We start from the raw sequence: 26,754 nt of genomic DNA, 5'->3' as shown, positions 1-26,754 counted from the left end.
CGTCAGGAGCCAAGCCGGCTCGCAGCTGGACCGACGAGTCCGCTTCATCCGCCCGCCCATCGGCCCGCGGACGCGGTCCGGCTCAAGGTAGGTCTGCCGGAGCATCCGGACGGCCGGCATTCCCTGGCCATGGCTTCAATCCGGAGGGCAGCGGCGATTCCGGCACCGGCCGCGGCAATCGCCGCGGTGCTGCCGGCGCAGGACGCGGAGCTTCGGGCGGCAGCCAAGGCAGCCGCGGAGCTTCCGGCGCAGGGCGCGGCTCCTCCAGCGGTACCCGCGGCTCCTCCGGCAGCTCGGGCTCCGCACGCCGCGGCGGCAAGCCGGGCAGTTCCGGCCCAGGCCGGCGCGGCGGACGCTGATTCCCCTTCTCCAAGCGGGCTCCTGCCCATTTATTCCCTCATCCGGGCGAATGTCTAGTCACATCCGCCCGGCGGGCATAGGTTATCGTACAGAGCAGCATCGCTGCCGGAACCGCAGAGGAGGGAACCACATGTCAGGTGCAGGTTATGGCCCGGGCGTTGGCGCAGGTTACACAAGCACGGCTATCATTCTGGTTTTGTTCATCCTGCTCGTCATCGTATCCCAAGTTTTCTTGGTATAGATCAAGCTGCTGCGCAGTCGCCCCATCCAATCAAAAAGAACCGCCCTCCTATTTTGGAGTGGCGGTTCTTTTTGATTGGATGCCAGGACAAGCGGCTTCACGGCTGCCATGATCAGGAATGGACGCCGGTTCCTTCCGGCCTCAAGGCCGAGGAACCTGCCGCTGTCTCCAGGCGGACGCCGGCTGCTCTCATCTTGACCACGATCTTTCGCAGGCTCTCGACGGATAGATGGAATTTCTTCTCCAGGTCCGCCAAGGTCAGGCCACGCAGGTAATGCCGGTAAATGTCTTCGTTGCGGCGCTGAATCATCTTGCGGGAGCCGCTGAGCTCTCCCCATGCAGCGCGCCTTTCCTGCTGCTTCGGAATGTAAATCAATTCCCCGTTGATGTATTTCTGCAGCTCCTGCAGCAAACTAGGGGGAAGCACGTCTTTTCCATTTTTGTAATTCAAGGTTCCCTACCTCCTCAATTGCGTAACCCTTGACGACCAAACGACGACTAGCGGCAAGAATGCCTTTTTGCCTTACAGCAACGGAAATCATGTTCATGATTTTCATATTTGCTGCGCCTCCTTTCAAAATGTTGACTGTTGCTGTCGCAACAGTTCTGTTTAATCGTATTCGCTGTCTGCTTGCGTAATCCTTCCTTGCCGAAAAAATAACGAGGGAGGCCTGGTTAGGGCCTCCCTTTTTGGCATCATCTCCGCCTTAGGCGGAGACCACCTCGTATGCCTGATCCATTTGTATCAGCCTCCTTCCAGTAGAGGATGTGTCGGTCCGACAACCTCATTTACTCATATCCTGAAGCCGCATACAAGTTTCAACACAGCTATAATCAATCTTTACCGTCCTCATTGGATGAAGCGTTTCTCAGCCCTTCAAGCTCGGCCGCGGTAAGCTCGCGATATTCTCCCGGGCCAAGAGTGCCGTCAAGCACGAGGGAGCCCATGGATACGCGCTGCAAATAGGTGACCTTCCGCCCTGTGGATAAAAACATACGCTTCACCTGATGAAACTTGCCCTCGTGGATCGTCAGCCGGACCCGGGTCGTCACGCCGGTGCTCCCGCCCGCCTCCGGCTCGGCTATGCCTTCGATGGCCAGCTCTGCCGGCAGGGTCGTATACCCGTCTTCAAGCGTAACTCCCTTGGCGAACTGCTCCCGGTCGTTCTCGCCTACGGGCGTGTCGCCTTCCACAAGCGCATAGTACGTTTTCGGCACATGCTTGCGCGGGGACAGCAGGTCATGCGCAAGCTGTCCGTCGTTCGTCAGCAGCAGCAGCCCTTCGGTATCCTTGTCCAGCCTTCCGACCGGAAACGGCTCCAGCACACGGTCCCGGGGATCCAGCAGATCGATCACCGTCCGGTCCCGGGAATCCTCTGTCGCCGATATGACTCCAGGCGGCTTGTTCATCACGAGATAGATCTTGTCCCGGTACTCCACAAGCTCTCCATCGTACCGGACCTGCTCGGCGCCGGGATCCACGATGCGGCCGCTGTCCTTCTCGACCGAGCCGTCCACGGTCACGATCCCTGTCCTGACGATTCTTCGGATTTCGGCTCTGGAGCCGTATCCCATCGATGAGAGCAGCTTGTCGAGTCGAATTCTTTTGACCATCAGCCATCATTCCTTTCGATTCCATCTATTCCTCGAGGGTTTCTCTGAATTCAGTTGAAAATGCCAAAAGCGGGACAACATCGTCCCGCTTTGCCGTGCGTCGAGGCTTGCCCGTATCGGGCAAGCGCAGATGAACTATCCATCGGCAAGAAGCCGGGACCGTTTTTAATCGGTTGGGCTTCCGCCCTTTCTCGCCTTGTGGAGAGAGTACTGGATCTCCTGCGCGAGCTGCTTGAGCTCGAACGTGTCTCCCTGCTCCCACAGCTCGTTGAACTTGAGCTGGAATTGCACCGCCTCGCGCACCCGCCTGTAGAAATACAGGTCCTGGATATCGCTGAGCACTTTGTTGACGATGTTGGAGCCTTCCTCGAAGCCGATCTGCGCTTCCAGAATTTCATGCCGGATGCTCGACATCTCCGTGTCGAGGTTGAATGCCGCTTCAGATGCCTTGCGCAGCCTCAGCTTCACTTCCTCCGGCAGGCTTTGCTTGTACTTGTAGTTGAGCGAATGCTCGATCGTCGCCCAGAAATTCATCGCCAGCGTTCGAATCTGAATCTCGGCAAGCACTTTCTTGAAGCCGATCGCCGTCTGCACCGGATACTCGACGATCATGTGATAGCTGCGGTAGCCGCTGTCCTTGAAGTTGGTGACGTAATCCTTCTCGTAGACCAGCTTCAGGTCCTGCCTGGAGCGGATGATTGCAGCGACCCGCAGGATGTCGTCGACGAACTGGCACATGATGCGGATGCCTGCGATGTCCTCGATGCCCGTCTCCAGCTGGTCCATCGGCACGTTCAAGCGGCGGGCTTTATCCAGGATGCTGGATATTTTCTTCACCCTGCCGGTCACGAATTCGATGGGCGCATAGGATTCCCGGGCTTTGAGCTCGGTCCGCAGCGTTTTGAATTTCACTTTCATTTCCTCTACCGCTTGTTCATAAGGCTGCAGAAATTGGTTCCAATCCCGGCCGTCCATCCGTCCGCCTCCTGTCTTGTCAGTGATGATCGGCGCCGATAGCCTCGCGCAGATGGGAGTGCCCATCGCGGAGCAGCAGCTCCCTGAGACCTGACGCGATTTCTTTCACGATCCCCGGACCCTTGTAGATCATCGAGGTGTAAATCTCCACGAGCGATGCGCCCGCTCTGATTTTGGCATACGCATCCTCCGCCGTGAAGATGCCGCCGGATCCGATGATCGGCAGCTTCCCGCCGGTCTGCTTGTAGATGGCGGCCACAACTTCCGTCGATCTCTCGCGCAGCGGACGGCCGCTCATGCCTCCGGCCTGCGAGGCGTTGGCATGGGTGAGTCCGTCGCGGGACAGCGTCGTATTCGTGGCGATGATGCCCTCCACTCCGCTCGCAGCGATCGTATCGACCGAGAACGCAAGCTGCTCCGGCGTCATGTCCGGCGCCAGCTTGACCAGCACCGGCTTCGGCGCCGATCCATGCTTGGCCGCCTGCATGGCCATCTCTTCCTTCACGGCCTGGAGAAGCGTCTTCAGCTCGTCTCCAAGCTGAAGCGCCCTGAGGTCCGGCGTATTGGGAGAACTGATATTGACGACGAATAGATCGCCGTATGCGAACAGCTCCTTGACGCAGCGCCGGTAATCCTCATGGGCGAGCTCGTTCGGAGTCGCCTTGTTTTTGCCGATGTTCACGAATACGGGAATCGGCCTGGCGTTGAGGCTGCCGAGCCTCCCGGCCATGGCGGCGGCACCGTCGTTGTTGAAGCCCATCCGGTTGATCAGCGCTTCGTCGGCCGGAAGCCGGAACAGCCTCGGCAGCTCGTTGCCAGGCTGGGGGAGCGGCGTCACGGTGCCGACTTCCATGAACCCGAAGCCGACGCTGGAGAAGCCTTCCACGGACTTTGCGTTTTTGTCCAGTCCCGCGGCCAGGCCTACAGGATGCGCGAAGGAGAGCCCCAGAAGATCCATGCTGAGCTCGGGATATCCCGGCACGCCGTACATGCCGCGCAATAAGGCGGTCATGCCCGGCACACGGGAAGCTTGATGAAGGCCGTCAATGACCAAATGATGCGCTTTTTCCGGATCAAGCCGGAAAAAAAACGGCTTGGCAAAGTATTGGTACAGCAAGAAGTCCACTCCGTTTCCGTTCAAGCAAAACGGCTTCGCCGTCCTGTGTGGCGGCGGACGTTTGCGTAGGTATGTAGAGATGTCGGCCGTACGGATTCAGTCCTGCACGGCAAAAAAGGCTCTGCCTTTCAGTTTATCTTGTTCAGCAGCAAAAGAAAAGGGCGCCGGTCGTTCGGGGAGCGCTTGCATTAATTCTGCGGGTTCTTTTTCTTTTTTTCTCCACCAGAAAAATCCTCCCGTATGGAGACATACGCTGAATCGGCCTTGCCGAATGGATGAAGGGCTTGCCCATTTCTCCGGCAAGCGATTACAATAACCGTACAAGCACTGCCATCATCCTTCAGGAGAGGTCGATAAGCATGAGCACAGCCAAACGCAAGCCTCCGACTAGAAAGGCTCCGGCGAGCGAGCAGCCGAACCGCAAGGCCATCATTGTCGCCGCCTCCATCTTCGCCGTTTTCGCCATCGTCATGATCCTGCTTCTGATCTTCAGCTGATCGGCGCTGATCGTCAGCCGATCAGCCTTTGATTTTCAGCCGATCAGCCCAAGCCCTACAGCCAGTCGTATACCTTGTCCGGATTTTCTTCCCGGGAACTCGGCCGCACCTTGTAGCGGCCTTTTTCGCGTTCAGCTTCCCCTTGCTGCTGGAGGAAAGCCAGCTTGCCGTCGCCGATCGCCACTTCCGTTCCGAGCGGCACAAGATCGTACAGCTCCTCCAGATCAGCCTTCGCCATGCGGATGCAGCCGAGCGATCGATCGGTTCCGATCGAGTCCGGCTCGTCCGTGCCATGAATGGCATACCGAGTGTCCGAGAGCGTCATGCCCCTGCTTCCGAACGGACCTTTGGAGCTTCCGTTCGGGTTGCGCACCTTCTCCGATATGGCGAAGCTGCCGCGCGGAGTCTTGCCGCCGCCGACGCCTACCGGATAGGCGCGGACAACGACGGCGCCGCTCATGAGCGCAAGCTGTCTCGAATGGGGGTCGACGACGATCTTCAGCGTCGCCGTCATCGCCTCCTGCAGGACGCCTTCCTTGCCGGAAGCCTTTCCGGCCGCCGGCTGCGCCGCTCCGCCAGCGCCTCCGCTCGCCGGAGCGCCCGCCCCGACTTGGCGAGCCTGCCGCAGCCACTCGGGAAAATGCTCCTCCGCCTCGTCAGGGAGTCCGGGGAGGATGTTGTGCGGATAATCCCCTGCAAGCTGTTCGGCTGAGACCGGCCATTTCCCGTTGAGCCGCTTGAATTGCCTGATGCCGCTGATCGTCGACCAGGCCTGCTCCTGAAAAAGAGTCTCCTCCCGGATCCGGCGGTCCGCCGCCTCCGACAAGCCGCTTTCGCATGCGCAGTCCTCAATGCCGGCCGTTTGCACGGCGTAAGATCCCTTGCCGTCGGAGCGCGAAGCTTCCAGCACTCCCTTGGCCCCCGCCTGCCACCGGTAGTAGCCTCCGGATCGTGACAGCGTGAACGCCGCTGAGGATGGAAGGGCGTCATCGCTTTCCAGAGCCCCGATCGCTGCCGCAGCGGCAGTTCCCGTCTGATCGCTGTCCACCCAGACAACGGTTCGCCTCATGCCGTCCTTGGATGCCGCTGATGCCGCAGGCAGCGCTTCTCCAGCCTTGCTTCCTTCAGGCAGGCTGACGGTCTGGGACAGCTGCGTCGGCACGCCCGGGGCGGCCGCTGCGGATGCCAGCATGAACGCGGCGAGGATTGCGAGCGCAATCCTTGCCGCTCCCTTTTTGCGCCTCCTGTCCCGATCCCAGGTTTCGAGCATGGCATGCAGCGGTCCCGAGCCGAGCGTCAGCGGATGGGCTTCGTTTTCGAACGCTTCGTACACGCTGCCGGACTTGAGGTAGCAATAATTGGCTTTGGCATCCATTCCTTGCCTTCCGTAGGCTTTGCCGAGAAAGAACCATGCAAGCCTGTTGCCTGGATGCGACTTGACGTATGCCTTCAGCTCCTCGATTCCGGTACCGCCGCCCTCATTAGGCTCTGCGCTTCCACCGCTGTCCATCCCGCCGCCCCCTTCCCGTTCCTATTCAACCTATATCGGCTGCCGAAGACCATATTGTTCGGCGTCCGAAACAAAAAAACCTGCTCCCGGCAGCCGGGAGCAGGCATGATAAGTTCATGAAAAATTTACATATTGAACGGTTCGTCCGCGATTTGAATGGAATCCGTCGGGCAGCCGTCCGCAGCGTCCTGCAGATCTTCGTACAGATTCTCAGGAATCGCCTTCGTGCCGGTGTTGCCGTCCTTGTCGTAGATCGTCTCGGCCAGTCCCTCATCATCATAATCGTAGATATCCGGGGCCGTTGCGCCGCAAGCTCCGCATGCGATGCAGGTGTCTTTGTCAACCCAAGTATATTTAGACATGGTATTCCCTCCTCTATGTGTCATGCATCATCAGCATTCCCTTGACCAGGCAAGTGTATGATTCCCTGTCGTAAGTCTGACTTTACACATCAATTTATAACAAAATCATCATCAATTTGCAAGGATGTACCCCTAATCCGACGGTTGCGGATGAGCGTCGAAGGGTCGTCGCCGAGCATGCCGGCTGTCAGCACGGCACCCTCTCCATATTTATCCCGCATGGCGTCCATCGCCTTGGTCAATGCCTCCCGGCGCGGCTCGCTTTCGTAATCGAACAGATCGAGCTGCACCGCGGCCGTTTCCTTGGGATGCAGGCTGTGAAGGGTGATGCCGAGCAGGCGGATCGGCACGACTTCCTTCCAATGCTCATCGAACAGCTTGCAGGCTTCGCGGTGGATGACGCCCGCATCCTCGATCGGCTTATCGAGCGCGCGGGAGCGTGTGAGCGTCGTCATATCCGGGAAGCGGACGGTGATCTGCACGCCTCCCGCGAGGAATCCCTTCCGTCTCATCCTGCGGGCGGTCTGATCGGCCAGGTTGAGCAGCACCCGGTGCACGTCTTCCCGCCGCGTCACATTCTCCGGAAGCGTCGTCGTATGGCCGACAGACTTGCTCGCTTCCCTCGTCTCCCGCACCGGCGAGCGGTCGATTCCGTTGGCCGCTTCCTTCATATGGGCGCCGTATACGCCGAACTGGGAAGTCAGCAGCGATTCGTCGGCTGCCGCAAGGTCGCCGATCGTCGCGATGTTCAGCTTCCGCAGCTTGTCGGCGGTTTTGCGGCCGACGCCGAACAACGCGTCGCAGGGTTTGTGCCAAAGAAGTCTCGGAACATCGCGTATGCGCAAAATCGTCAATCCGGACGGCTTCTTCATATCGGATGCCATTTTAGCGAGAAGCTTGTTCGGCCCGATGCCGACCGAGCAGGGAATCGACCATTCCATCCGAATTCTTTCCTGGATGGATTGGGCGATTTCGACGGGACTGCCGAACATGCCTGAGCCAGTAATATCCAGATAACATTCATCGATGGATACGGTCTCCATCAGAGGGGTGTAAGCGGACGCGATCTCCATAAACCCTCGGGAGTAGCGTCTGTAGAGGTTGAAATCAGGCTGGATGAGCACAAGCTCCGGACATCGCTTCAGGCCTTCCCGGACCGTCATCCCGGTGCGAACGCCTTTCGCGCGCGCGGGGTAGGAGCAGGTGACGATGACTCCCTTGCGAAGCTCGACGCTGCCGGCTACGGCCGTAGGCTTGCCCGCGTACCGCTCGGGCTCTTCGGCTTCATGGACCGAGCAGTAAAAAGCGTTCATGTCCAAATGCAAAATGATCCGGCCTTTTCTCGCGCCGCCGGTCTCTTTCTTGCCCATCCTTCCTCCTCCTCCCCATTGTTCATCCAGCATACCCCTGCCTGCCGTCATGGTCAACAAACGGGGGGCATTGCAAGCTTCTGCCCTTCATCCGCCTGGAATCTGCTTTATGCCCATATGAACCTATCGGAGGCCGAAAAGCCTCTTCTCGCCGCCAAATTCGGTTCTTTTCATCCTGACGCCAGCCAAAAGAGCGAAAATTATGCATCTTCACTTCTATCCTGACATGGCAAGGTGATATAATAGAGCATTATAGAGTCGAATGCTTTCACACATTGCTGGGTTAAGACATTAAAGGGGGCACTTCCGGTATGAACCAAGCCATCTCCATCTTTGACACCACCCTGCGCGACGGGACCCAGGGGGAAGGCATCAGCCTGTCCGCCGACGACAAGCTCAAAATCGCCCGCAAGCTGGACGAGCTGGGGGTTCATTATATCGAAGGCGGCAATCCTGGAAGCAACAGCAAGGACATCGAGTTTTTCCAGCGGGTGCAAAAACTCGGACTTCTCGCGAAAATCACGGCGTTCGGAAGCACGCGCCGCAAAAATGCCGTCGCCGCTCAGGATGCCGGCTTGCTTCGGATCGCTGAATCAGGCGTTCAGGCCGCGACTCTCGTCGGGAAATCCTGGGATTTCCACGTCCACACCGCGCTTGGCACGACGCTGGAGGAGAATCTCTCCATGATCCATGATTCCATCGCCTTCCTGAAGCAGAGAGGTCTTGAAGCCATCTTCGACGCGGAGCATTTCTTCGACGGCTACAAGAACAACCCGGAGTACGCCCTTGCCGTCCTGAGGACGGCCCAGGAAGCCGGAGCAGACTGGCTCGTCATGTGCGACACCAACGGCGGCACGCTTCCAGGAGAAGTCGGCGGCATCGTCTCCCGCATCGCCTCGGAGCTGAGAGCCCCGCTCGGCATCCACACCCATAACGACTGCGAGCTGGCCGTGGCCAATACGCTGGCCGCCGTACAGGCAGGGGCGCTCCAGGTTCAGGGCACGATCAATGGTTACGGCGAGCGCTGCGGCAACGCCAATCTTTGCAGCATCATCCCGAATCTGCAGCTCAAGCTCGGCTACGCCTGCATCGAAGAAGCGAATCTGAAGCTGCTGACTCCTACGGCGCGTTATATCAGCGAGATCGCCAACGTCAGCATGCCTGTAGGGCAGCCTTATGTCGGCAATGCCGCCTTTGCCCATAAGGGAGGCATCCACGTCTCTGCGATTCTGAAGGACTCCAAGACGTACGAGCATATCTCTCCCGAGCTCGTCGGCAACAAGCAGCGCATTCTCGTCTCGGAGCTCGCCGGCCAAAGCAACGTCATCTCCAAAGCCCAGGAGATGGGATTGGATGTCAGCGCGAACAACGAGAAAACGAAATCCATCATCGACCGGATCAAGGATCTGGAGCATCAGGGCTATCAGTTCGAAGGCGCGGAGGCGAGCATGGAGCTGCTGCTTCGCGATGCTTTCGGCGGCCTGGACGAAATTTTCACGGTCGATTCCTTCAAGATTCTGCTGGAAAAAACAGCCCACGGGATGGTCACCGAAGCCATCGTGAAGCTGCGGGTCGGCAGCGAGTCCGTCTACACCGCCGCCGAGGGCAACGGTCCAGTCAACGCGCTCGACAATGCGCTCCGCAAGGCTCTGCTGCCGTTCTTCCCGCGCATCAACGACATTCATCTCGCCGACTACAAGGTCCGCGTGCTCGACGAGAAGGACACGACCGCAGCCAAGGTCCGCGTCCTGATCGAATCCAGCGACTTCACGAGCAGCTGGAATACGGTCGGCGTATCCGGCAACGTCATTGAAGCAAGCTGGGAAGCCCTGCTGGACAGCCTGCGCTACGCTCTTCTCGGCATGACCAAGGTCGAGCCGGCCGTCGGCGAAGACAATTCGCCCCGCCAAGGCGTCATCAACCACTGAGTTTGGCCTGAATACCGGCCGCTCTTTCCACCTCTTGCAGCAGACAGCAAAAGCCCGGCCATCTGGCCGGGCTTTTGCTGTGCAATCCCTCCAATCCTTTCTTGCCGCCAAACGCCTTCCTGCCCGCTGACCGGCGCGTTCATGAGAACAGCCTTTAGAACGTCAGGAGGCTCCTCCGCCTGCAACCAGGCCGGACAGCTTCTTCTCCCATTCCTCGCGGGGGATGACGCCCGGTATCCGCTCCAGCACTTTGCCGTCCGGACCGATCAGCAGCGAAGTCGGAAAATTGTTTACTTTGTACAGCTTGGCGACCTCTCCATCGCGGTCCATCGGAATCGGGAAGGTCAGCTTCTTCTCGTCGACGAACTTGCGCGCGTCGCGTTCACGGTCGTAGCTGGTCGCATTGATGCCGTAGAAATCGATTCTGTCGCCGTATTTTTCATACAAGGCTTGAAGATCCGGCGCTTCCATGTCGCAAGGACCGCACCAGGAAGCCCAGAAATTAATCAAAACCGGCTTGTCCCGCGGTCCGCCGACGGAATAAGGACGCTCGTCCAAACCCGGCAGCGTGAATGCGGGAGCCTCATAACCGGCCTTCGGCTTGGAAGCCGGTTCGCCCGAGGTCGTCAGAGAGGCGAGTGAACCGCTCTTCCACATCCAGCCTCCGAGCAAAGCCGCGGCGCAAGCCAATACGATGATGATGCCTGTCCGTTTCATAGCGCGACCTACCTTCATTCTCTGTTAGACATTAGTACCGTCATGTTATCATGAATGGACTTGGCGCTCAACTTGGCGCATGAGCCAGCGACACACGAACCGAGAGGTGATCATCATGTCCTCCATCGCGCGGATTACGCCGGATGCCCTTGAAGCCATGCTTCGGAGCTGCCTGGCTTCTCCACTTGAAGAATGCTGCGGCATCGCCGCGTGCCGGCTGGACGATCCTCTGCGGATCGTAACGGCCGTCCTGCCCGTACCGAACGGCCATGCCGACTCCGGGACCCGCTACGCCTTCGGACCGGAGCAATGGGTTGCGCTCTTCTATCGCCTGCGCCGGGAAGGATTGGATGCTGCCGGCATCTATCATTCCCATCCGCGCACTCCCGCATTCCCGTCCGACCTGGACAGGTCCCATCCCATGTGGACTCGTTCCGACGCGGACGAGCCCTCCGGCATCGCCGGAGGGCTCGTCATGTGGATCGTTTCGCTGATGGATAGAGACCGGCCGGAGATCGCGGCGTTCAGGCCGTCCCGAGCTGGACTCCGCAAGCTAGTGCTGGCTGAGGTACGCGTATAGATCGCCGAGCGTCTTGATGTTCCGGGAGCGGATTCTGTCCAGGTATTTGAGCCATAGCTGGGCCTGCATCCTGCAGTCCTCGAGCGCGTGATGCCGCTGGGTGACCGGAATGCCTTCCTCTTCCAGCAGCTCGTCGAGCCCGTAGGCTTCCCTGCCGGGGTTCAGCCACTTGGCGACCATCATCGTATCCAGCACCCGATGCGACAGGTTCACCTTCGAGGTCCGCCAGAGAGCGGCATTGAGGAACTGCTTGTCATGGCCGCTTCCATGCGCGATGAGCAGCCTTCTGCCGCAAAATTCCATGAAGCTGTGCAGGACATCGAGGAGATCCGGAGCCTCTTCGACCATTCCGCTCGTGATGCCGGTCAGCTCGGTAATGTGGAGAGGAACCTTTCGTTTCGGATTGACCAGGCTGTAGAAGAACTTATCCTCCTGCACAGCCCCGCCCTTGAGCAGCAAAGCCCCGAAGCTGATGATTTCGTCTCCGTTATAAGGGTAGAAGCCCGTCGTCTCCAGATCGAAAACGATCGTCTCCATCTCCTCGAAAGGAGTATCGAGCATAGCCTGCTTGCGCAGATCCTTGTTCATCGAACGCATGAAAGCCATCTGCTGCGCATTCTGCGCGCCGAGCATGGAGGCGATGGCCGGCGTAACGCCGCCCATCTTGTACAGCTGCCACATCCGGTTCACGCCTTTGGTTTCCTTCATTCCAACCTCCCTCCGCTCTTGTCAAAGCCTGCCCATCGTGTGCCTGTACACACGCCGCTGCAGCTTTTTCCCGAGCTTGAGGCCGCTTTTCAGTTCTTCAGCCATTTCTTTGCTCAGCTTCCGGGCAGACAGCTTCCCGTTCGTGGAGAACTGTCCTCCCTCGAGCTTTTCCGTCGTCATCATGCGAAGCCTCATGAACAAGCGGAACGTCTGCATCCACTCCCTGGCGTCTTCGGCGGTGACGACGCCCGCCTGCTCCAGAAGCCGGATCCGTCCGAGGGTGGAAGTCTCGCGAAGATTGGCTTCAATGGCGAGCATCCTTACGGCGTTAACCATCGGAATATAAGCCCCGTACTTGATATCCAGACTGCCCGCATCCGCTCCGTACTGCTCCTTGAGCAGCTGGCCGAACACGTTGAGCAGCACCTTGTGCTTCATCGTATTGTCCAGCATCCTTCTCACGATCAGCGGTGAACTGAGGATATCTCCGTAGAAATGGCTCATCATGTCGGCATGGAGCTCGGCGCTGCCGTACACGCAGCGACTGTCCGCGACGATCAGCAGGTACCTGACCGCTTCCCATGCGGGCTCCCTGAACCATTCCCCCAGCCGAGCCTTCCATACCGAGGCGGAGCTGCACCAGTCCGGATTGCTGCTCAGCACATTGCCCTCGCACAGAGGGTATCCCGCCATCAACAGCAACTGGACCGTCTCTTTTCCCAATAGCTCGAAATAGTCCCTGCAATGAACGGCATCCGCCTCGTTTTGCGGATCCGCGTAGATCATCCCGCTATCCTGATCGCTGAGCAGGGTCTGCTCCATCCTGCCCCCGCTGCCGAACAAAAGATACGCAAAAGGCACGGGGGGATTGCCTTTCCCGAGCCGTGCCAGTTCCTTTTGCGCGAGCCAGATGCAGCGCCTGACCATGGCATCATGCACATCGTTGAGCTCGCCGTAGAATGGTTCCGTTTGTTGCTGAGGCAGCCGGCTGATCATGATATCATGGACAGATTCGCGGATTCGGCGCAAGCCTGCGGCATTGTCCGCATTGCTTATGCTTTGCAGCAGCTGCTGCCATCCCAAATCCGTCATTCGGCTCTCTCCCCTCTTGCTATCAGCATACCATGAAGCCGGGGATCAAGCTTGGATATTCTGGCTTGCTTTCTTCAGCTGCTCCGGATAGCCGTAGTTGCCGTGCTCGCTGAGATCAAGGCCGGCGATCTCCTGCTCTTCCGTAACCCGAAGTCCCATGACGAACTTCATGATGCCGAGGAGCACGAAGCTGACGACGAGAACGTAAGCGCCGCAGATGACGACCGATTCAAGCTGAACCCACAGCTGATGCCAAGAACCGGTGTCGATGAGGCCTCCGCGGCCTACCGCGACTTTGTCTGCCAGCTCCTGCGTGGCGAAAATGCCGTTGGCGAGCGTGCCCCAGATGCCGGCGGCGCCGTGAACGGACATCGCGAAGATCGGATCGTCGACTTTGATCTTCTCGAAGAAACGGGCGCTGAAGAAGACGAGGACGCCGGCGACGAGGCCGATCACGACAGCGGCCCAAGGATCGACAAAGGCACAGGAAGCGGTGATGGCGACGAGGCCCGCGAGAGCTCCGTTCAGCGTCGTGCCGATGTCGGCCTTGCCCATGACCGCCCAGGAGATGAGCAGGGCTGCGACAGCGCCGCCAGCCGCTCCGAGCTGGGTGTTGAACGCGACGTAACCGAAGAATCCGTCGCCGATAGCAACCGTGCTGCCGGCGTTGAAGCCGAACCAGCCGACCCAGAGGATTAAGACGGACAAAGCCGTGAACACTTGGTTATGGCCGAGAATTTCGTTGGCCGAGCCGTCTTTGTTGAATTTGCCGATGCGAGGCTTCAGCAGCACGGTGCCCGCGAATGCGGCCAACGCGCCCGTCAAGTGGACGACGGTCGAGCCGGCGAAGTCCTGCGCGCCGTCCTTGGCAAGGAAGCCGCCGCCCCAGATCCAGTGGGAGATAACGGGATAGATGAGGGCTGTGAACAGAACCGTGAAGATCAAGTAGACGGAGAGCTTGGCGCGTTCCGCGAAGCCGCCCCATGCGATGGAAAGCGATACAGCCGCGAACGCAAGCTGGAACATGAAGAAGATTGTCGTTGGAAGGCCGTTGTCAACGGAGGCTTTGGCCGGGTTCAAGAAGAAGTCTCCCCATCCTATGAACGAGTTGCCTTCGCCGCCGAATGCGATGCCGTACCCTACGGCCCAGTAGATCAGGGAACAAAGGCCTACGGTAAAGATCGTCTTGCCGGCGACATGCCCGGCATTCTTCATGCGGGTCGACCCGGTTTCCAGAAGGATGAATCCGCCTTGCATGAGCAAGACTAGGATGGCGGCCAGCATGACCCAGAGGGCGTTAAGTCCCATGTTGAGCGTTCCGGCGGAAGGATCTTCCGCGAATGCCATTGCCGGGAACAGGACCAGCAAGGCAACGAGAGATATCAAGCTTTTTTTGACCACAACGACCACTCCCTAATGTAATGTTCTCTAACACGTTTTGAAAGACTTAATGCCATTATAGTCAGAAGTACCTGCTTTGACAATATACAATCCAATAAAAACGCAAAGGATATCCGACATTCCCTTATCTAATCGTAACGAATGTTAAGTTTTTTAACCGGTTTGGCCTCCGATCCAAGCCATCCGTCTTGGGCCTTTCGTAATTCATGAAGCCTGTCGGGTTCTTTTCGCGTCGTCTCCATGGACCGCGATTGGATGGTCGGCCGGTCATGTCAGGTTACCTGCAATCGCTTCCATTAAAATATGGACCGTTTGGAGTCCGTTTGTTTGACGGCATCGTTCGTTAGCGATTATCATAGTTTTTAATAGAGAGCGTTAGGGTTTATAAGGATGGTGGAGGAGAATGAACGAGAACCTGCTGAAAATCGGAGAATTGTCCCGCCAGGCCAGCGTCAGCGCGCGGACAATCGATTATTATACGAAGCTGGGCCTGATCAGCCCCGAGACGCGTTCCGAGGGGAATTATCGGCTCTACAGCATTGAAACCTTGGAACGGCTGAAGCGTATAGAACAAATGAAGAAAGACAAATATACGTTGGATGAAATCAAGCAGGCGCTGGACAGCTGGAACAAAGTCTCGTCCGTGTCCCAAGTCACGCAGAAGCTGAGTGATCTGCAGCTTCATCTCAGCCAGCTCGAGCGTGAAGTGAAAGAGCTTGAGCCCGTTATCCAGAATCTCAAGCCCAAGCAGGCCAACCAGGCTTTCAACCGGCTGATTCCGCAGACGGCCGCCTGCATCGAGGCGCTGATGCTGATTCTGAACAAAGGCAATTTCATGTAGGCCAACGCAAACCATGCAGCATGGAGGGATACTATGTTTTTTCATCCGATGGACTTCTTGATTCTGATCGCCTTCGGCCTCTCGATCTGGGCTCAGTTCCGGGTCAAGGGCACATTCAACCGCTGGGCTGAAGTTCCTGCCATGAGCGGCATGACAGGCTACGAGGCCGCCAGGCGCATGCTGGATGCCAACGGCCTCCACGATGTGCCGATCGAACCGGTCCCAGGACGCCTCAGCGACCACTACGACCCGATTCATCGCGTCGTCAGGCTGTCGGAGCCGGTGTACTACGAAAGCTCCATATCGGCCATCTCCGTCGCCTGCCACGAAGTCGGCCATGCCATTCAGCACAAGCAGAGCTACCCGATGCTGGTTCTGCGCCACCGGATCTTCCCGGTCGTGAACTTCGCTTCCGGCATCGCGCCGTTTCTGTTGATCGCAGGCTTCCTGTTCTCCGCCACGGGCCTTATCGGCGCCGGCATCGTATTCTTCTCGGTAGCGGTCGCATTCCAGCTGATTACGCTGCCCGTCGAGTTCAATGCCAGCAGCCGCGCGCGCGAGCTGATGGTATCCGAAGGATTCATCAGCAACGAAGAAGAGCGCGGCGTCGCCAAGGTCCTCAACGCAGCCGCGCTCACGTATGTGGCTGCAGCGCTGATTTCCTTGCTGGAGCTTGTGAAGTACATCATGATCTTCACCTCCTCGAACCGCGAGTAGCCTTCATCGGCATGCGAAAAGGCGTCCCAGATATTCTGGGACGCCTTTTGTGTCTGCTCATGCCCATCAGGGAGCTTCCGCATGCCATGCTCCCCTGCTACCGCCGATAGCGGTCCTTGCGGTATCTTTCCCTCTTGTCCATCAGTCCGTACAGGAGGAAGCCGCCGATTGCCCCGCCTACATGCGCCCACAGATCGACGCCGACATTGATGACGGAATAGACGACCCCGAACAGCAGAATGATGTACACCGTCTGCTCGGAGCTTTTGTCCATCATTCCCTTGCGCAGCAGCGCGATGAACAGGTAGGCCCCGTACACGCCGTAGATAGCCCCGGAAGCGCCCAGCGACAGCTGGGTGCCCGTTACGATGACCGCGCCGATCAGGTTGCCTGCAACGCCGCTGAGCAGGTACAGGATCAGGTACCTGACGGAACCGAGCAGCCTCTCCAGCGGAGGGGCGAACACGAGCAGGGCGAACATGTTGAACAGCAGATGCTGCAGTCCCCCGTGGACGAACATCGACGTCACATAGCGCCACGGCTCTTCAAGACCGTAAGGGTCCAGCGGGCTTTGAAAAAATAAAAAACGGCTGGTCAGCGTTCCGGTGTTTAACCCTCCGCTTGCCATCTGGGCGATGTACATGAGGATATTGAGCGCGATCAGCACCGATGTGACCGGATAGGCCTTCAAGTAGCCCCGGAAGCTTTCGTAGCGCAGGAATATCATTAAGGCGTCTCCTCCTTAGCCGATTGGACAACACGGTTAGCGAACGATTATAATGGTCTAGCATTTCCTATCCCAAGCATTGTTGAAGGAGGAATTCCCCATGGCACAAGAACGTCAAGCGGCTTTCAAAGGAAATCCGATCACGCTCGTTGGTCCTGAGCTCAAAAAGGGCGATAAAGCGCCGGACTTTTCCCTGAACAAATCTCTCGTCGAAAATGTATCCCTCGCCGATTATGCCGGCAAGATCAAGCTTATCAGCGTCGTTCCCTCCATCGATACGGGCGTATGCGACGCCCAGACCCGCCGCTTCAACGAAGAAGCCGCCAAGCTAGGCAGCAACGTGGCCGTGCTGACCGTCAGCGCCGATCTTCCCTTCGCCCAAGCCCGCTGGTGCGGAGCGGCAGGCATCGATCAAGTGACCCTGCTGTCCGATTACAAAGGCAACGAGTTCGGGCAAGCTTACGGCGTCCTGATCAAGGAATTCGCTCTCGACATGCGCTCGATCTTCGTCCTGGACGCCGACAACACGATCCAATACGTCGAGGTTCTTGGCGAAATGACCGAGCATCCGAACTACGAAGCAGCCGTCGAAGCGGTTCGCGCCTTGCAATAGGCCGCTTCCGCGATAGAGAAAAGCGAGCAAGGATGAACTCCTTCGCTCGCTTTTTTTATATTCAAGCCTGAGTCGTCTTGAAGGCGGACAGCTTCTTGTCGAGCGTACGGTAAATGTCCAGGATAATGCGGTAATTGGCTCCCAGATCCCCAAGGGATCCGCGGGAAGCCGAATAAATATCCACCGCCGATGTTACCGGTCCGACCCCGATGACCGACACCGTGATATCCATCGTCCTGCCTGTAACCGTTCTCTTTTCAAGCACGATCTCCCCGACGGATTGCACGTCATGAAGAACTTTGTATCCTTGCATCTTCTTGAGCGTGGACAATACTTCTTCCCAGGCTTTGTCCTTCGATAGCTTGTAATAATGGGATTTGAGCTGCGGATCCTTGGCCTTGTCGCCTGTTTGTTCGAAGCTGCGGAGCAGTCCGATAAACGTACGTTTCAGCAAGTGATGGTCTCCCCCTCCGGCATCTATATGTATACCCCTGCAAAAAAAAGGCCCTGACAGCAGTCAGAGTCATGGAAGAACTCTAAAATTATAGTCCCGCAGTGCCGTCTGGCTTGCTTGTTTCTGAACCCGCTCTCGCAGGTGGGTGTCCTCAGGAAGGGTTTTGAGATCCTCCATAAAATGAAGGCATGTCAGCCGCCCGCCGATGTTGAACTCCCGTGAAACAGCCATTGGTTCAAAACACGTTAAGCCATAACGAGCACCGCAGGATGTATAGCTATTATAAGCTTTGTCGAAACAAAAGTAAAATCGCCGAGGCTTAAAAAGGCCGTTATTTCTTGGTATCCTCGCTCAGCTCGGCTTCCAGGGCATCTTCTTCGGCTTCCTTGTTCCTCGCTTCCGTCTGAGCCTGGATTTTCTGGTACGTCAGGTAAAAGTTCCAGAATGCGAAATAAGCGATGATGCTGCCCATGAAAAATGGAATCAGCCATGTCAGCTTTGTGGAAAAGCTGATATAGATGATAAATCCGCTTACAATTGCCGTCGAGAACGAGCGGAGCGGCCTTCCGATCGTGATGAGCAGCGCGTTCTTGAGCAGCTGGAACGTCTTCATATGGTAGTGGACGACCATGGAGAAGAAGTTGAAGAGCGAGATCCCGAGCAGCAGAATCAGGCCCAGAAAGACATAGGACACCAGCTGAAGGCTCGAATTGCCTTGGAAATACTTGAAATCCACAATCATGATGCCCAATACGAGCGCATACACGATTCCGCCGATCATGCTTTGAAGGTAATTTTCTTTGTAATGGCGGAAGTAGGTCCGGAAGAGAGGAACGTCAAGATCCCCCATCACCCATTTGCGGGCGACTCCGAACATGGCGGATGTAGCCGGGAATAGCGTGAAAGGAGCTACGGCCAATCCCATGACCAGCCACCAGTAGAACATGCTCATCGCATTTTCTTCCAGGCCGGTCGACAAAAATGCCGTGAATACAAAAAACGCGAAAGGCAGCGAACATACGATCCAGAGAATATTCGTCACCGCAAGCCTCATGATCCATTCCGAGATGCGGTAGAACCCTCCCATAATTCCTCTCATTTCCATAAGCGGACCCCCTAGAAGCAAGCTTGAACATCTGCTTTTCCATTATAACTCAGCCGAGCCCATAAGCCCAACTTTTTGACAGGAGGGCTAACGTCCTTCCCATGGCAGCCGTACCGGAATAATTTGTATCATCTTCACCCCATCAACCATACAGGAGGTGCTTCACATGGGCGCAGCTTACGGAGGATTCGGAGGCGGATACGGCGGTTGCGGCGGTTACGGCTTCGGCGGTTACGGCATCGGCGCGATTCTCGTCCTGTTCATTCTGCTTGTCATCATCTCTCGCGCATTCTGGTACTAATCCGCAGCGGGCTGCCGCTGCGGACTACGGGAATCCTTGCCTTCAAGCAGGGACCGCTGCCGGCATCCATCACGGAATGGAATCAGGGCAAACATGGGGCATCGAAATGAAGTAGATGAAATAAAAACGAACGTCCGCAGCCTTGTTGGCCGCGGGCGTTCGCTTATGAAAGTCGAATTAAAAAAGCCGGGAAATCCGCATTGGGATTTCCCGGCTTTGGTTTTGAAAATCAGCCTTCCGTCGGCCGGCGCGTTTCGCTGCTGCTGCGGTTTTCGTAGCTGCGGCCTTCATAACCGCGGCCGCCTTCCGTTCTTGGCTTGTAGCCGTCACGGCTGCTGCTGCGGTTGCCGCCGTAGCTGCTGCCGCCGCCGCTGCCGTAGCTGCTGCGTCCGCGAGGACCGCTGCCGCCGGAGCTTCCGCTGCCGCTGCGGTTGCCGCCGCCATAACCGCTGCCGGAGAACCGGCGGCCGTTGGAGCGAACATCCGGACGACGCTTTTTGGCGCGGATCGGATCTTCAGGCGTAAGCTCGACGTTGACATCCTTCTTCTCGCCTGTGATCAGCTTGATCGCCGAGGCGAGCAGATTGACGGAATCGTACTGCTCCAGAAGCTGGATCGCAATGCCTTTGTATTCCTGGAAGCTTTCGCTTTGCGCGATTTCAAGGATACGCTCGGCTGTAATGCGCTGCTTGCCTTCGATTGCCTCTGCCAGGCTAGGAACAGGCTTCTTCGTGATGCGCTGGCGGGTAACCTTCTCGATGAAGTGAAGGTGATCCGTCTCGCGCGGCGTCACGAAGCTCCATGCCGTTCCTTCCTTGCCTGCACGGCCGGTACGGCCGATCCGGTGAACGTAGCTCTCCGGATCCTGCGGAAGGTCGAAGTTGATGACATGCGTTACGCCCGATACGTCGAGACCGCGTGCCGCAACGTCCGTCGCCACGAGGACATCGATGCTGCCGTCGCGGAACTTGCGCATGACGTTGTCGCGCTGGTTCTGGGACAGGTCGCCGTGCAGTCCGTCCGCGGAGTAGCCGCGCTTCTGGAGAGCTTCGCTCAGCTCGTCTACCCGGCGCTTCGTGCGTCCGAAAATGATGGCGAGCTCAGGGCTTTCCATATCGAGCAGGCGGCTCAAGGCGTCGAATTTCTGGCGCTCGTGAACTTCGATGTAAGCCTGGGCGATCAGCGGAGCGCTGACTTGTTTCGGAATAACGGAAACATGCTCCGGATTTTTGAGGAATTGCTGGGCAAGACGCTGGATGTTCGGAGGCATCGTCGCGGAGAAGAGCATCGTCTGGCGTTCTTCCGGCACGAGGCTCAAAATCGACGTGATGTCTTCCATGAAGCCCATGTCCAGCATTTCATCCGCTTCGTCGAGAACGACGGTCTGGACATCGTCCAGCTTGATCGTCTTGCGGTTGATATGGTCAAGAAGACGTCCTGGAGTACCGATAATGATTTGCGGGCGCTTCTTCAGAGCGCGGATCTGGCGTCCGATTTCCTGACCGCCGTAGATCGGAAGGGAACGGGTTCCCTTGAAGCGGGAAAGCTTGCCGATTTCTTCGGCAACCTGGATGGCCAGCTCGCGGGTCGGCGTCATGATCAGGGCCACGATGCGTTCTTCGCTGGATGGAATCTTGTTGATCAGCGGAATACCGAACGCCGCCGTCTTGCCTGTACCGGTCTGTGCTTGGCCAATCATATCGCTGCCGCTCATCGCGATCGGAATGGACTTGTCTTGAATAGGCGTGGATTCCTCGAACCCAAGCTCTGTAATTGCCTGCAACACCTTAGGGTCGAGGCCAAATTCAGCAAATGTTTTCAAATCTTATCCAAACTCCTTCTCTTTGTAAAGCTCGCTTCAAAAATATCCTGTTTAGTATAGCACAAAGACATGCATGAATACCAGCCGCATGCAAAGCCATACTAGGGTGGACATGTCAAATAGCTTTCCGCTTCGCTCCCCAGGCTATACAATGCCATTCCGATCGGAGGTCCTCATGAAACCAATGCGTGCCGCTTTGTCCTGGCTTTCCGTCACAGCGGGTTCGCTGATGATCGCCGTCGCGTTCAATCTGCTGCTCATCCCCCACCAGCTGCTGAGCGGCGGCATTTCCGGGATCTCCATGATGATCGGTTATCTGACGAACAGCAATATCGGCTGGCTGTATCTGGTGCTCAACATTCCGGTGCTGATCTGGGGATGGTTCACGCTCGGCAAGCGGTTCGTCGGCTGGAGCGCCTATTCCGTCGCTGCGGCCTCCCTATTCATGCAGCTGATTCCCGTCGACATGCTGGCCCGGGATATTTTGCTCGGATCGGTATTCGGCGGCATCGTCCTCGGCTTCGGAACCGGACTTTGCCTGCGGGCCGGGGGCTCCTCCGGGGGGTTCGACGTCATCGCCTCCATCGTCAGCCGCACCCGCGATCTTCCCGTCGGCATGCTGATCTTTCTTCTCAACGGCCTTGTGATCGTCATTCTCGCCGCGTTCACCCGCAGCGCCGAAATTGCTTTATATTCGCTCATTTCGATTTTTACCGCCGGGAAAATCGTGGATATCATTCATATCCGCCATCTCAAAGTCACCGTGTTCATCATTACCAAGCGCACGGAGGACATGCTCCAGCAGATGCTTGCGCGGCCCCGGGGAGTCACCGTCATCCGCACGAGGGGAGCATTCACCTCCGAGGAAAACGACATGCTGATGACCGTCACGACACGCTACGAGCTGGACGAGCTGAAGCGGATGGTGCGCAAGCTCGATCCCAAGGCTTTCGTCAATATCGTGGAGACGGTCGGCATTCTCGGCGATTTCAGGCGCAATGCGAATTGAACGGATGCTCTGGGCAGCAGCGGATTTCTCTCCGCTTCCCTTTGAATGGCGGCCTTGAGATGGTATACTGACCCTATCCCGTAGTTCATGTTTCATGCCCAGCGTTCTGCCCTGAACACATCGATGAGAAAGGGTGATGCAAGGTGGATATGGAAACGGTCAAACTTTCGAGGATTGTGGAAAAATTGGCGCCTGAGCTTCATTCCTTCCTCACGGAGCATGAGCTTGGCCTCAAAATCGTCCTGCGGGACGGATTTTCGGTTCTGGAACCGGCCGATGCAATGGAAATCGTCCAGCAAAGCATTTGTGAATACCAGAAACAAACGCTTTTGCATTAAATGCCCGGCCCTGCCCGCAGGCTTCGTCTCCCAAGGCGAAAGCCCGGGGAACTAGGAACATCCCGTTCCGAATGCGCCTGGCTGCCCGCCTCTCCTCGAGGCGGGTTTTTTGGTTGTCCGCATTTACAAATGCATCCCTTTTCCACTTATCGGTTGCATAAAGACAACATTCGCCCTTATTCAACAACTTGCATGAAATTTCTTGTGTCAGCCATACCCATTCTGTTTTATAATCTCAAGAGAAGAGTACATAGGGAGAGAATAGAATGGAAATGGTTTACTCGACGCTGCTGCTCCTCATGCAGCTCCTCTCCGGAGGAACCGGCCAGCAGGCAGACGCATCCCATGGGATGATGGCCACCTACCTCAACGCCGCCGCAGGCAAGGAAGTCATGGCCGTTCCGGCCAAAGAAGTGCAGGCGCCGGATGCCGGCGGAGGCGACTACGTCAAAAAGGATCCGCAGCCGGACGCTCCCGCCGTCAAAGGCATCTACGTGACCGCGCACAGCGCGGGCGGAGCCCGGCTTCCGAAACTGCTGAGCCTCCTGGACAAAACGGATCTCAACAGCATGGTCGTCGACATCAAGGACGACAACGGCTACTTGACGTATCCGACGGACAACGCCGAGCTGCTCAAGCTCGGCACCGCCAAGAAATACATCAAGGACATGCCTTCCCTGATGTCCCAGCTCAAGGAGCATGACGTCTATCCGATCGCCCGGATCGTCGTGTTCAAGGATACCGTGCTCGCCGAGAAGCATCATGAGCTGAGCTACGTCCGGCCGGATGGCACACTTTGGAAAAACGGCAAAGGCGATGCCTTCGTCAATCCTTATTCCAAGGAAGTATGGGATTACAACATCGCGGTCGCCAAGGAAGCCGCCAAGCTCGGCTTCAAGGAGATCCAGTTCGATTACGTCCGCTTCCCTGAAGGCTTCGAGAAGAAAGCCGACACGCTCAAGTATGAGAAGACCGACATCAGCCGCGTCGACGCGGTCGCCGGATTCGTCAAGTACGCCAGAGAGCAGCTGGCCCCTCTCAACGTCAGGGTATCGGTCGACATCTTCGGTTACGCCGCCTCTGTTCCGGCAGCGGAAGGCATCGGCCAGGATTTCGTGAAGATTTCCAAGTATGTCGACGTAATCAGCCCGATGGTCTATCCAAGCCATTATTCCACCGGCTGGTTCGGCGCCTCCAACCCCGACACGAGTCCTTACCAGGTCATCAAGGGCTCGATGGTGGACACGCACAAAAAGCTCGATCCGATCGGCAGCTACAAGCCCGTCATCCGGCCATGGATCCAGGACTTCACCGCCAGCTGGCTCGGCAAGGGCCATTATATCAAGTACGGCAAAACCGAAGTGGAAGCCCAGATCAAGGCGCTGCACGATACGGGCGTCGAGGAATACCTGCTCTGGAATGCAGGCAACAGCTATACCGAAAGCGCCAATTTCAAATAACCGCACTCATTCCCAACGATTCGGAGGAAGCGGCGATGACTTCGCTTCCACCCGCAAAAAAAAGGTCAGCAGCCTCCATGAGGCTGCTGACCTTTTTCATTCCGCATTCCGCGCCGCTATCCCTCGATCACATAGCCGTTGCCCGGCTCCGCCCTTTTCTTCTCCACGATTGCGATGGAGGTCATCTCGGGAACCTTCAGGAAATGCCGCTGCACATGGCTCTCCACGTAGGAAAACGCCTTTTCGTCTGTCGCGGCGAGCACGATCAGATGCGCCTGCCCTTGTTCAAGCTGAATCTCGATCTTATACAGGAACATAGATGATTCCTCCTTGAGAGATGTCGTCGTTAGGTGCCTACTCAGCGCCCGGCTGCCAGAAAGCCCTGCCGCTGCGGCTTAGGGCCGCAGGACAGGGCTTGGTTCTTTGAACGGCAACACTTGTTATTGGGACAAGCGGAGAGCCAGGTTGTACAGCTCCATGTTGAACGGCTTCTTCGTGTTGACGACAAGGTCGATGTCGGTCGCGGTCAGCTCGCCTTTGATGATGCCGCAGGACTTGGCCGAATGGCCTTCCATAAGCTGGCGTACGGCAAAATCGCCAAGCTGGCTCGCAAGGATGCGGTCGTTGTGGGTCGGCGCCCCGCCGCGCTGAATATGGCCGAGCACGGTCGTGCGCGGCTCGATGCCGCAGCAGTCCGTAATATGCTGGGCGACGTTCTCGCCTTTGCCCGCGCCCTCGGCGACGACGATGATGCTGTGGCGCTTGCCGTGCTTGAAGTTGTCCTGCATCCGGCGGGACACCTCGTCCAGATCGTACTCCACCTCGGGCACGATGATCGTCTCCGCTCCGCTCGCCAGACCGGCATAGAGAGCGATATCGCCGCAATGGCGGCCCATGACTTCGACGATGGACGAGCGCTCATGCGAGGTCATCGTGTCGCGCAGCTTGTTGATGGCGTCCACGACGATGCTGACGGCCGTATCGAATCCGATGGTGAAATCGGTATATGCGATATCGTTGTCGATCGTGCCCGGCAATGCCATCGTCTTGATGCCGAGCTTGCTCAGCTTGTTCGCACCTTGGTAAGAGCCGTCCCCGCCGATGACGATTAGTCCGTCGATGCCCCGCTCGCGCAGGACGTCAGCCCCCTTTTGCTGGCCTTCCGGCGTCAGGAACTCCTTGCAGCGGGCTGTCTGCAGCACCGTGCCTCCGCGCTGGATGATATCGCCGACGCTTCGCAGGTCCATGGGACGGATGTCATCGTTGATCAAGCCTTGGTAGCCTCTCTGGACGCCATATACATCCAGTCCGTAATACAGGGCGCTGCGCACCACGGCGCGCACGGCAGCGTTCATTCCCTGGGAATCCCCGCCGCTGGTCAGAACAGCAATCGATTTAACAGCTGACATGTGTAAATCCTCCAATGACGCATATTTATTTGAAAAATGGCTTACAGCTTCGTTATTAGGCGCGGATGCGGCGGATGACCACGCTGTTCATGAAGAAGAACAAGCGGGTCAGCGGGCTGCGCCTCATCAGCTTGCGTGATACGCTGCGGACATCCTGCTGGCCGCTGACCTTGGGGTCGGACAAATAAAGAGCCAGAAGCCCTTCAACGATCATCCGGTGGAAGCCGGGCTCCGGCAGCCTGCGGATATCCTCGCGGGCCCGTTGGACGATCTCTCCGATCCGCTGGGCGGCCTCGGCCGTTCCGCTATAGTAGTTGCAGAAGTTGAGGTCTCCGCCCTCGCGATCCTCCTCCTGGTCGATCAAGTAGTCCAGAAGAATATGAAGCCCGCATACATGGGGGAAGTAAGCCCTCCTGACCTCTGCCGCTCTCTCCGGCGTCAGAGCCGGATCCAGAGCGGCGGCGAACAGCGTGAACATGCCGAGGGTCGAGCCCGTCGCCGCGGCGAATTCGTTCCACCGGAGCTCGGGGTACTCCCGCCGGTGCAGCTCCCACCACGCCAGCAGCTTCTCCTCCCGCAAATCCTTGGCGATATGCTTGTACACCTGCAGATCGCCGTAGAGGCCGACCAGCCGGGATACTTCCGGCTGCGCGGCGGAATAGCCGGGCAGCATGGCCGCCTGGCGCTGGCAGGTGCGCACCAGATGATGCAAATAGCCGCCGTCGTCGCGCTCCGTCCGCAGCGCGTAATAATCCGTCAGCTCCGCGTCGGGATCGACGGCATCCAGCATGGAGCGGTGCAGCAGCCGAAAATCGTCGGCATCCAGCGATGTGCTTCGGTCGCATAAGTTGTCCAGATAGTCGCTGATCGTCTGCAGCGCGACGATCAGCGGTATGAGGACCTTGCGGGAAGCCGGATCCGCGATTGCGTATACGGAGCCTCCCTGGCAATGGAACCTCTTTTCCTTCATGCTGCTCAGAGCCTGCGTCCGGAGCTCGGGATCGGGTATGCGCTCGGCGCGCTGCCTGAGGCTCTCGAGCTCCGCCGAGACGTCCGGAAGCGCGTATTTGTACACCCGGTACATCAGGCGCAATGGCTCTGCCGGCGCTTTGCCGGCTGTCAATGTTCGTTCGCTCATGTATGGCGCCTCCCGAATTTGCTTAGGAATGGCGCCGCAGTTCAATCTCCTGATTGACGCGGTACCAGATATGCAGATCGTTGATCCGGCTTGCAAGCTCGGCGATCTCGCTGTTCAGGATGCAGGAATGGCTGAAGTCATCCTCGTCCTCGAGCATCTCCTGCTTGTCCCGGATCCTGTCCTCGAAAGCCTTGACCAGATCCGGTATGCGGCCGCGGATCAGCTCCCACTGCTCGATGATGAACAGCTGTTCGCCGGCCTCGTATTCCTCCCACCGCCTGTCCAGCGACGGAAGCGGGATTCCGAGCCGGCTGTCCGTACGGAAATAACGATTCCCCATGGTAAACC

At 57.7% G+C, this 26,754-nt stretch carries 31 protein-coding genes, 1 other RNA gene and 2 pseudogenes; 13 read left to right on the top strand and 21 right to left on the bottom strand.

Annotation, left to right across the window (positions count from 1 at the left end; all coding sequences use genetic code 11):
* Window positions 1–359: hypothetical protein (locus tag VE23_RS26885; RefSeq protein WP_198156119.1), on the top strand; the 359-nt coding region annotated here is incomplete at its 5' end.
* A 131-nt stretch (window positions 360–490) separates the two neighbouring features.
* Window positions 491–601: a YjcZ family sporulation protein gene (locus VE23_RS27220; RefSeq protein ID WP_083688350.1), complete on the top strand. Its 111-nt coding sequence runs from the start codon at window positions 491–493 to the stop codon at window positions 599–601.
* A 112-nt stretch (window positions 602–713) separates the two neighbouring features.
* On the opposite strand, the gene VE23_RS00865 is transcribed toward VE23_RS27220, so the two are convergent.
* From VE23_RS00865 to VE23_RS00850, 5 genes are all read right to left on the bottom strand, one after another.
* Entirely contained in the window at window positions 714–1,052 is a 339-nt protein-coding gene (locus VE23_RS00865) for a CD3324 family protein (protein WP_021881896.1), read from the bottom strand.
* Window positions 1,015–1,158: a hypothetical protein gene (locus tag VE23_RS26255; RefSeq protein WP_021881895.1), complete on the bottom strand. Its 144-nt coding sequence runs from the start codon at window positions 1,156–1,158 to the stop codon at window positions 1,015–1,017. The genes VE23_RS00865 and VE23_RS26255 overlap by 38 nt, the downstream gene beginning before the upstream one ends.
* Window positions 1,159–1,435: 277 nt before the next feature.
* Window positions 1,436–2,215: a pseudouridine synthase gene (locus VE23_RS00860; protein WP_049867083.1), complete on the bottom strand. Its 780-nt coding sequence runs from the start codon at window positions 2,213–2,215 to the stop codon at window positions 1,436–1,438.
* Window positions 2,216–2,380: 165 nt separating this feature from the next.
* Window positions 2,381–3,190, bottom strand: a complete 810-nt coding sequence (locus VE23_RS00855) for a GTP pyrophosphokinase (RefSeq protein WP_048746106.1) — start codon at window positions 3,188–3,190, stop codon at window positions 2,381–2,383.
* A 19-nt stretch (window positions 3,191–3,209) separates the two neighbouring features.
* Window positions 3,210–4,307, bottom strand: coding sequence for a quinone-dependent dihydroorotate dehydrogenase (locus VE23_RS00850; protein ID WP_127507675.1), 1,098 nt, complete (start codon window positions 4,305–4,307; stop codon window positions 3,210–3,212).
* A 359-nt stretch (window positions 4,308–4,666) separates the two neighbouring features.
* Here VE23_RS00850 and VE23_RS26880 point away from each other — a divergent pair, with 359 nt between their 5' ends.
* Window positions 4,667–4,804: a hypothetical protein gene (locus tag VE23_RS26880; RefSeq protein ID WP_021881892.1), complete on the top strand. Its 138-nt coding sequence runs from the start codon at window positions 4,667–4,669 to the stop codon at window positions 4,802–4,804.
* Window positions 4,805–4,859: 55 nt separating this feature from the next.
* On the opposite strand, the gene VE23_RS00845 is transcribed toward VE23_RS26880, so the two are convergent.
* From VE23_RS00845 to VE23_RS00835, 3 genes are all read right to left on the bottom strand, one after another.
* Window positions 4,860–6,314 (bottom strand): L,D-transpeptidase, encoded by a 1,455-nt coding sequence (locus VE23_RS00845; RefSeq protein WP_049867081.1) that lies wholly within the window; start codon window positions 6,312–6,314, stop codon window positions 4,860–4,862.
* Window positions 6,315–6,439: 125 nt separating this feature from the next.
* Window positions 6,440–6,676, bottom strand: coding sequence for a ferredoxin (locus VE23_RS00840; RefSeq protein ID WP_021880162.1), 237 nt, complete (start codon window positions 6,674–6,676; stop codon window positions 6,440–6,442).
* Between the two features lie 89 nt (window positions 6,677–6,765).
* On the bottom strand, window positions 6,766–8,046 hold the full coding sequence (locus VE23_RS00835) for a DNA polymerase IV (protein ID WP_049867080.1): 1,281 nt from the start codon (window positions 8,044–8,046) through the stop codon (window positions 6,766–6,768).
* A gap of 311 nt (window positions 8,047–8,357) precedes the next feature.
* Between VE23_RS00835 and cimA the strand changes: the two genes are divergently transcribed.
* Window positions 8,358–9,974, top strand: a complete 1,617-nt coding sequence (gene cimA, locus VE23_RS00830) for a citramalate synthase (protein ID WP_049867079.1) — start codon at window positions 8,358–8,360, stop codon at window positions 9,972–9,974.
* Between the two features lie 162 nt (window positions 9,975–10,136).
* On the opposite strand, the gene VE23_RS00825 is transcribed toward cimA, so the two are convergent.
* Complete coding sequence (locus VE23_RS00825; RefSeq protein WP_049867078.1) at window positions 10,137–10,691, bottom strand: TlpA family protein disulfide reductase; 555 nt, start codon at window positions 10,689–10,691, stop codon at window positions 10,137–10,139.
* Between the two features lie 115 nt (window positions 10,692–10,806).
* Here VE23_RS00825 and VE23_RS00820 point away from each other — a divergent pair, with 115 nt between their 5' ends.
* Window positions 10,807–11,271: a Mov34/MPN/PAD-1 family protein gene (locus tag VE23_RS00820; RefSeq protein ID WP_048744927.1), complete on the top strand. Its 465-nt coding sequence runs from the start codon at window positions 10,807–10,809 to the stop codon at window positions 11,269–11,271.
* On the opposite strand, the gene VE23_RS00815 is transcribed toward VE23_RS00820, so the two are convergent.
* From VE23_RS00815 to VE23_RS00805, 3 genes are read right to left on the bottom strand one after another with little or no spacing between them, the layout of a single operon-like run.
* Window positions 11,245–11,979, bottom strand: coding sequence for an exonuclease domain-containing protein (locus tag VE23_RS00815; RefSeq protein ID WP_048744926.1), 735 nt, complete (start codon window positions 11,977–11,979; stop codon window positions 11,245–11,247). The two genes, VE23_RS00820 and VE23_RS00815, sit on opposite strands and share 27 nt — an antisense overlap.
* A gap of 21 nt (window positions 11,980–12,000) precedes the next feature.
* Entirely contained in the window at window positions 12,001–13,071 is a 1,071-nt protein-coding gene (locus VE23_RS00810; protein ID WP_021880156.1) for a DUF294 nucleotidyltransferase-like domain-containing protein, read from the bottom strand.
* 45 nt (window positions 13,072–13,116) lie between these two features.
* Window positions 13,117–14,472, bottom strand: a complete 1,356-nt coding sequence (locus VE23_RS00805; RefSeq protein ID WP_049867077.1) for an ammonium transporter — start codon at window positions 14,470–14,472, stop codon at window positions 13,117–13,119.
* A gap of 403 nt (window positions 14,473–14,875) precedes the next feature.
* Between VE23_RS00805 and VE23_RS00800 the strand changes: the two genes are divergently transcribed.
* Both VE23_RS00800 and VE23_RS00795 read left to right on the top strand, forming a co-directional pair.
* The gene (locus VE23_RS00800) at window positions 14,876–15,313 is read left to right on the top strand and encodes a helix-turn-helix domain-containing protein (protein ID WP_021880154.1); all 438 of its coding nucleotides are present in this window, start codon (window positions 14,876–14,878) and stop codon (window positions 15,311–15,313) included.
* 33 nt (window positions 15,314–15,346) lie between these two features.
* A complete protein-coding gene (locus tag VE23_RS00795; RefSeq protein ID WP_021880153.1) occupies window positions 15,347–16,030 on the top strand; it encodes a zinc metallopeptidase in 684 nt (227 codons plus the stop codon).
* 97 nt (window positions 16,031–16,127) lie between these two features.
* On the opposite strand, the gene VE23_RS00790 is transcribed toward VE23_RS00795, so the two are convergent.
* Window positions 16,128–16,757 carry a rhomboid family intramembrane serine protease gene (locus VE23_RS00790; protein WP_021880152.1) on the bottom strand — a complete coding sequence of 210 codons (630 nt, stop codon included), beginning with the start codon at window positions 16,755–16,757 and terminating at the stop codon, window positions 16,128–16,130.
* 100 nt (window positions 16,758–16,857) lie between these two features.
* Here VE23_RS00790 and tpx point away from each other — a divergent pair, with 100 nt between their 5' ends.
* Together tpx and VE23_RS27800 are read left to right on the top strand one after the other, a co-directional pair.
* The gene (gene tpx / locus VE23_RS00785; RefSeq protein ID WP_048744925.1) at window positions 16,858–17,370 is read left to right on the top strand and encodes a thiol peroxidase; all 513 of its coding nucleotides are present in this window, start codon (window positions 16,858–16,860) and stop codon (window positions 17,368–17,370) included.
* A gap of 95 nt (window positions 17,371–17,465) precedes the next feature.
* Window positions 17,466–17,504, top strand: a pseudogene (locus VE23_RS27800) (hypothetical protein).
* A 29-nt stretch (window positions 17,505–17,533) separates the two neighbouring features.
* Here the strand turns inward: VE23_RS27800 and VE23_RS00780 are convergent.
* The 3 genes and pseudogenes from VE23_RS00780 to VE23_RS00775 form a co-directional block, all read right to left on the bottom strand.
* Window positions 17,534–17,824 (bottom strand): annotated as a pseudogene (locus VE23_RS00780) (DUF1499 domain-containing protein); the annotation flags it as partial.
* A gap of 89 nt (window positions 17,825–17,913) precedes the next feature.
* Window positions 17,914–18,098, bottom strand: a non-coding RNA gene (ssrS, locus tag VE23_RS25410) — 6S RNA.
* A 57-nt stretch (window positions 18,099–18,155) separates the two neighbouring features.
* Entirely contained in the window at window positions 18,156–18,929 is a 774-nt protein-coding gene (locus VE23_RS00775; RefSeq protein WP_048744924.1) for a YesL family protein, read from the bottom strand.
* A gap of 166 nt (window positions 18,930–19,095) precedes the next feature.
* On the opposite strand from VE23_RS00775, the gene VE23_RS25560 reads away from it, so the two are divergent.
* Window positions 19,096–19,230, top strand: a complete 135-nt coding sequence (locus VE23_RS25560) for a hypothetical protein (RefSeq protein ID WP_021880148.1) — start codon at window positions 19,096–19,098, stop codon at window positions 19,228–19,230.
* A gap of 229 nt (window positions 19,231–19,459) precedes the next feature.
* Here the strand turns inward: VE23_RS25560 and VE23_RS00770 are convergent, their stop codons facing one another.
* On the bottom strand, window positions 19,460–21,052 hold the full coding sequence (locus VE23_RS00770; protein WP_049867076.1) for a DEAD/DEAH box helicase: 1,593 nt from the start codon (window positions 21,050–21,052) through the stop codon (window positions 19,460–19,462).
* 175 nt (window positions 21,053–21,227) lie between these two features.
* On the opposite strand from VE23_RS00770, the gene VE23_RS00765 reads away from it, so the two are divergent.
* The 3 genes from VE23_RS00765 (at window position 21,228) to VE23_RS00755 (ending at window position 23,859) form a co-directional block, all read left to right on the top strand.
* Window positions 21,228–22,061 (top strand): YitT family protein, encoded by an 834-nt coding sequence (locus tag VE23_RS00765; RefSeq protein WP_083436556.1) that lies wholly within the window; start codon window positions 21,228–21,230, stop codon window positions 22,059–22,061.
* Between the two features lie 149 nt (window positions 22,062–22,210).
* Window positions 22,211–22,399 (top strand): hypothetical protein, encoded by a 189-nt coding sequence (locus tag VE23_RS00760; RefSeq protein ID WP_174806358.1) that lies wholly within the window; start codon window positions 22,211–22,213, stop codon window positions 22,397–22,399.
* Window positions 22,400–22,665: 266 nt separating this feature from the next.
* Window positions 22,666–23,859 carry a putative glycoside hydrolase gene (locus tag VE23_RS00755; RefSeq protein ID WP_021881692.1) on the top strand — a complete coding sequence of 398 codons (1,194 nt, stop codon included), beginning with the start codon at window positions 22,666–22,668 and terminating at the stop codon, window positions 23,857–23,859.
* 116 nt (window positions 23,860–23,975) lie between these two features.
* On the opposite strand, the gene VE23_RS00750 is transcribed toward VE23_RS00755, so the two are convergent.
* The 4 genes from VE23_RS00750 to VE23_RS00735 all read right to left on the bottom strand — a co-directional run bounded on the left by VE23_RS00750 (window position 23,976) and on the right by VE23_RS00735 (window position 26,746).
* Window positions 23,976–24,176, bottom strand: coding sequence for a DUF3906 family protein (locus VE23_RS00750; protein WP_049867075.1), 201 nt, complete (start codon window positions 24,174–24,176; stop codon window positions 23,976–23,978).
* Window positions 24,177–24,299: 123 nt separating this feature from the next.
* On the bottom strand, window positions 24,300–25,268 hold the full coding sequence (gene pfkA / locus VE23_RS00745) for a 6-phosphofructokinase (protein ID WP_048748577.1): 969 nt from the start codon (window positions 25,266–25,268) through the stop codon (window positions 24,300–24,302).
* 55 nt (window positions 25,269–25,323) lie between these two features.
* A complete protein-coding gene (locus tag VE23_RS00740; RefSeq protein ID WP_049867074.1) occupies window positions 25,324–26,406 on the bottom strand; it encodes a tetraprenyl-beta-curcumene synthase family protein in 1,083 nt (360 codons plus the stop codon).
* Window positions 26,407–26,428: 22 nt separating this feature from the next.
* Window positions 26,429–26,746: a hypothetical protein gene (locus tag VE23_RS00735; protein WP_048748576.1), complete on the bottom strand. Its 318-nt coding sequence runs from the start codon at window positions 26,744–26,746 to the stop codon at window positions 26,429–26,431.
* Window positions 26,747–26,754 lie beyond the last annotated feature (8 nt).

Origin of the sequence: Paenibacillus sp. D9 (assembly GCF_001188365.1) — a bacterium.
In the GTDB taxonomy this organism is placed as follows: domain Bacteria; phylum Bacillota; class Bacilli; order Paenibacillales; family Paenibacillaceae; genus Paenibacillus_O; species Paenibacillus_O humicus.
Note: the sequence above shows the minus strand (reverse complement) of the source record. Positions and strands in the feature narration are given on the sequence as shown.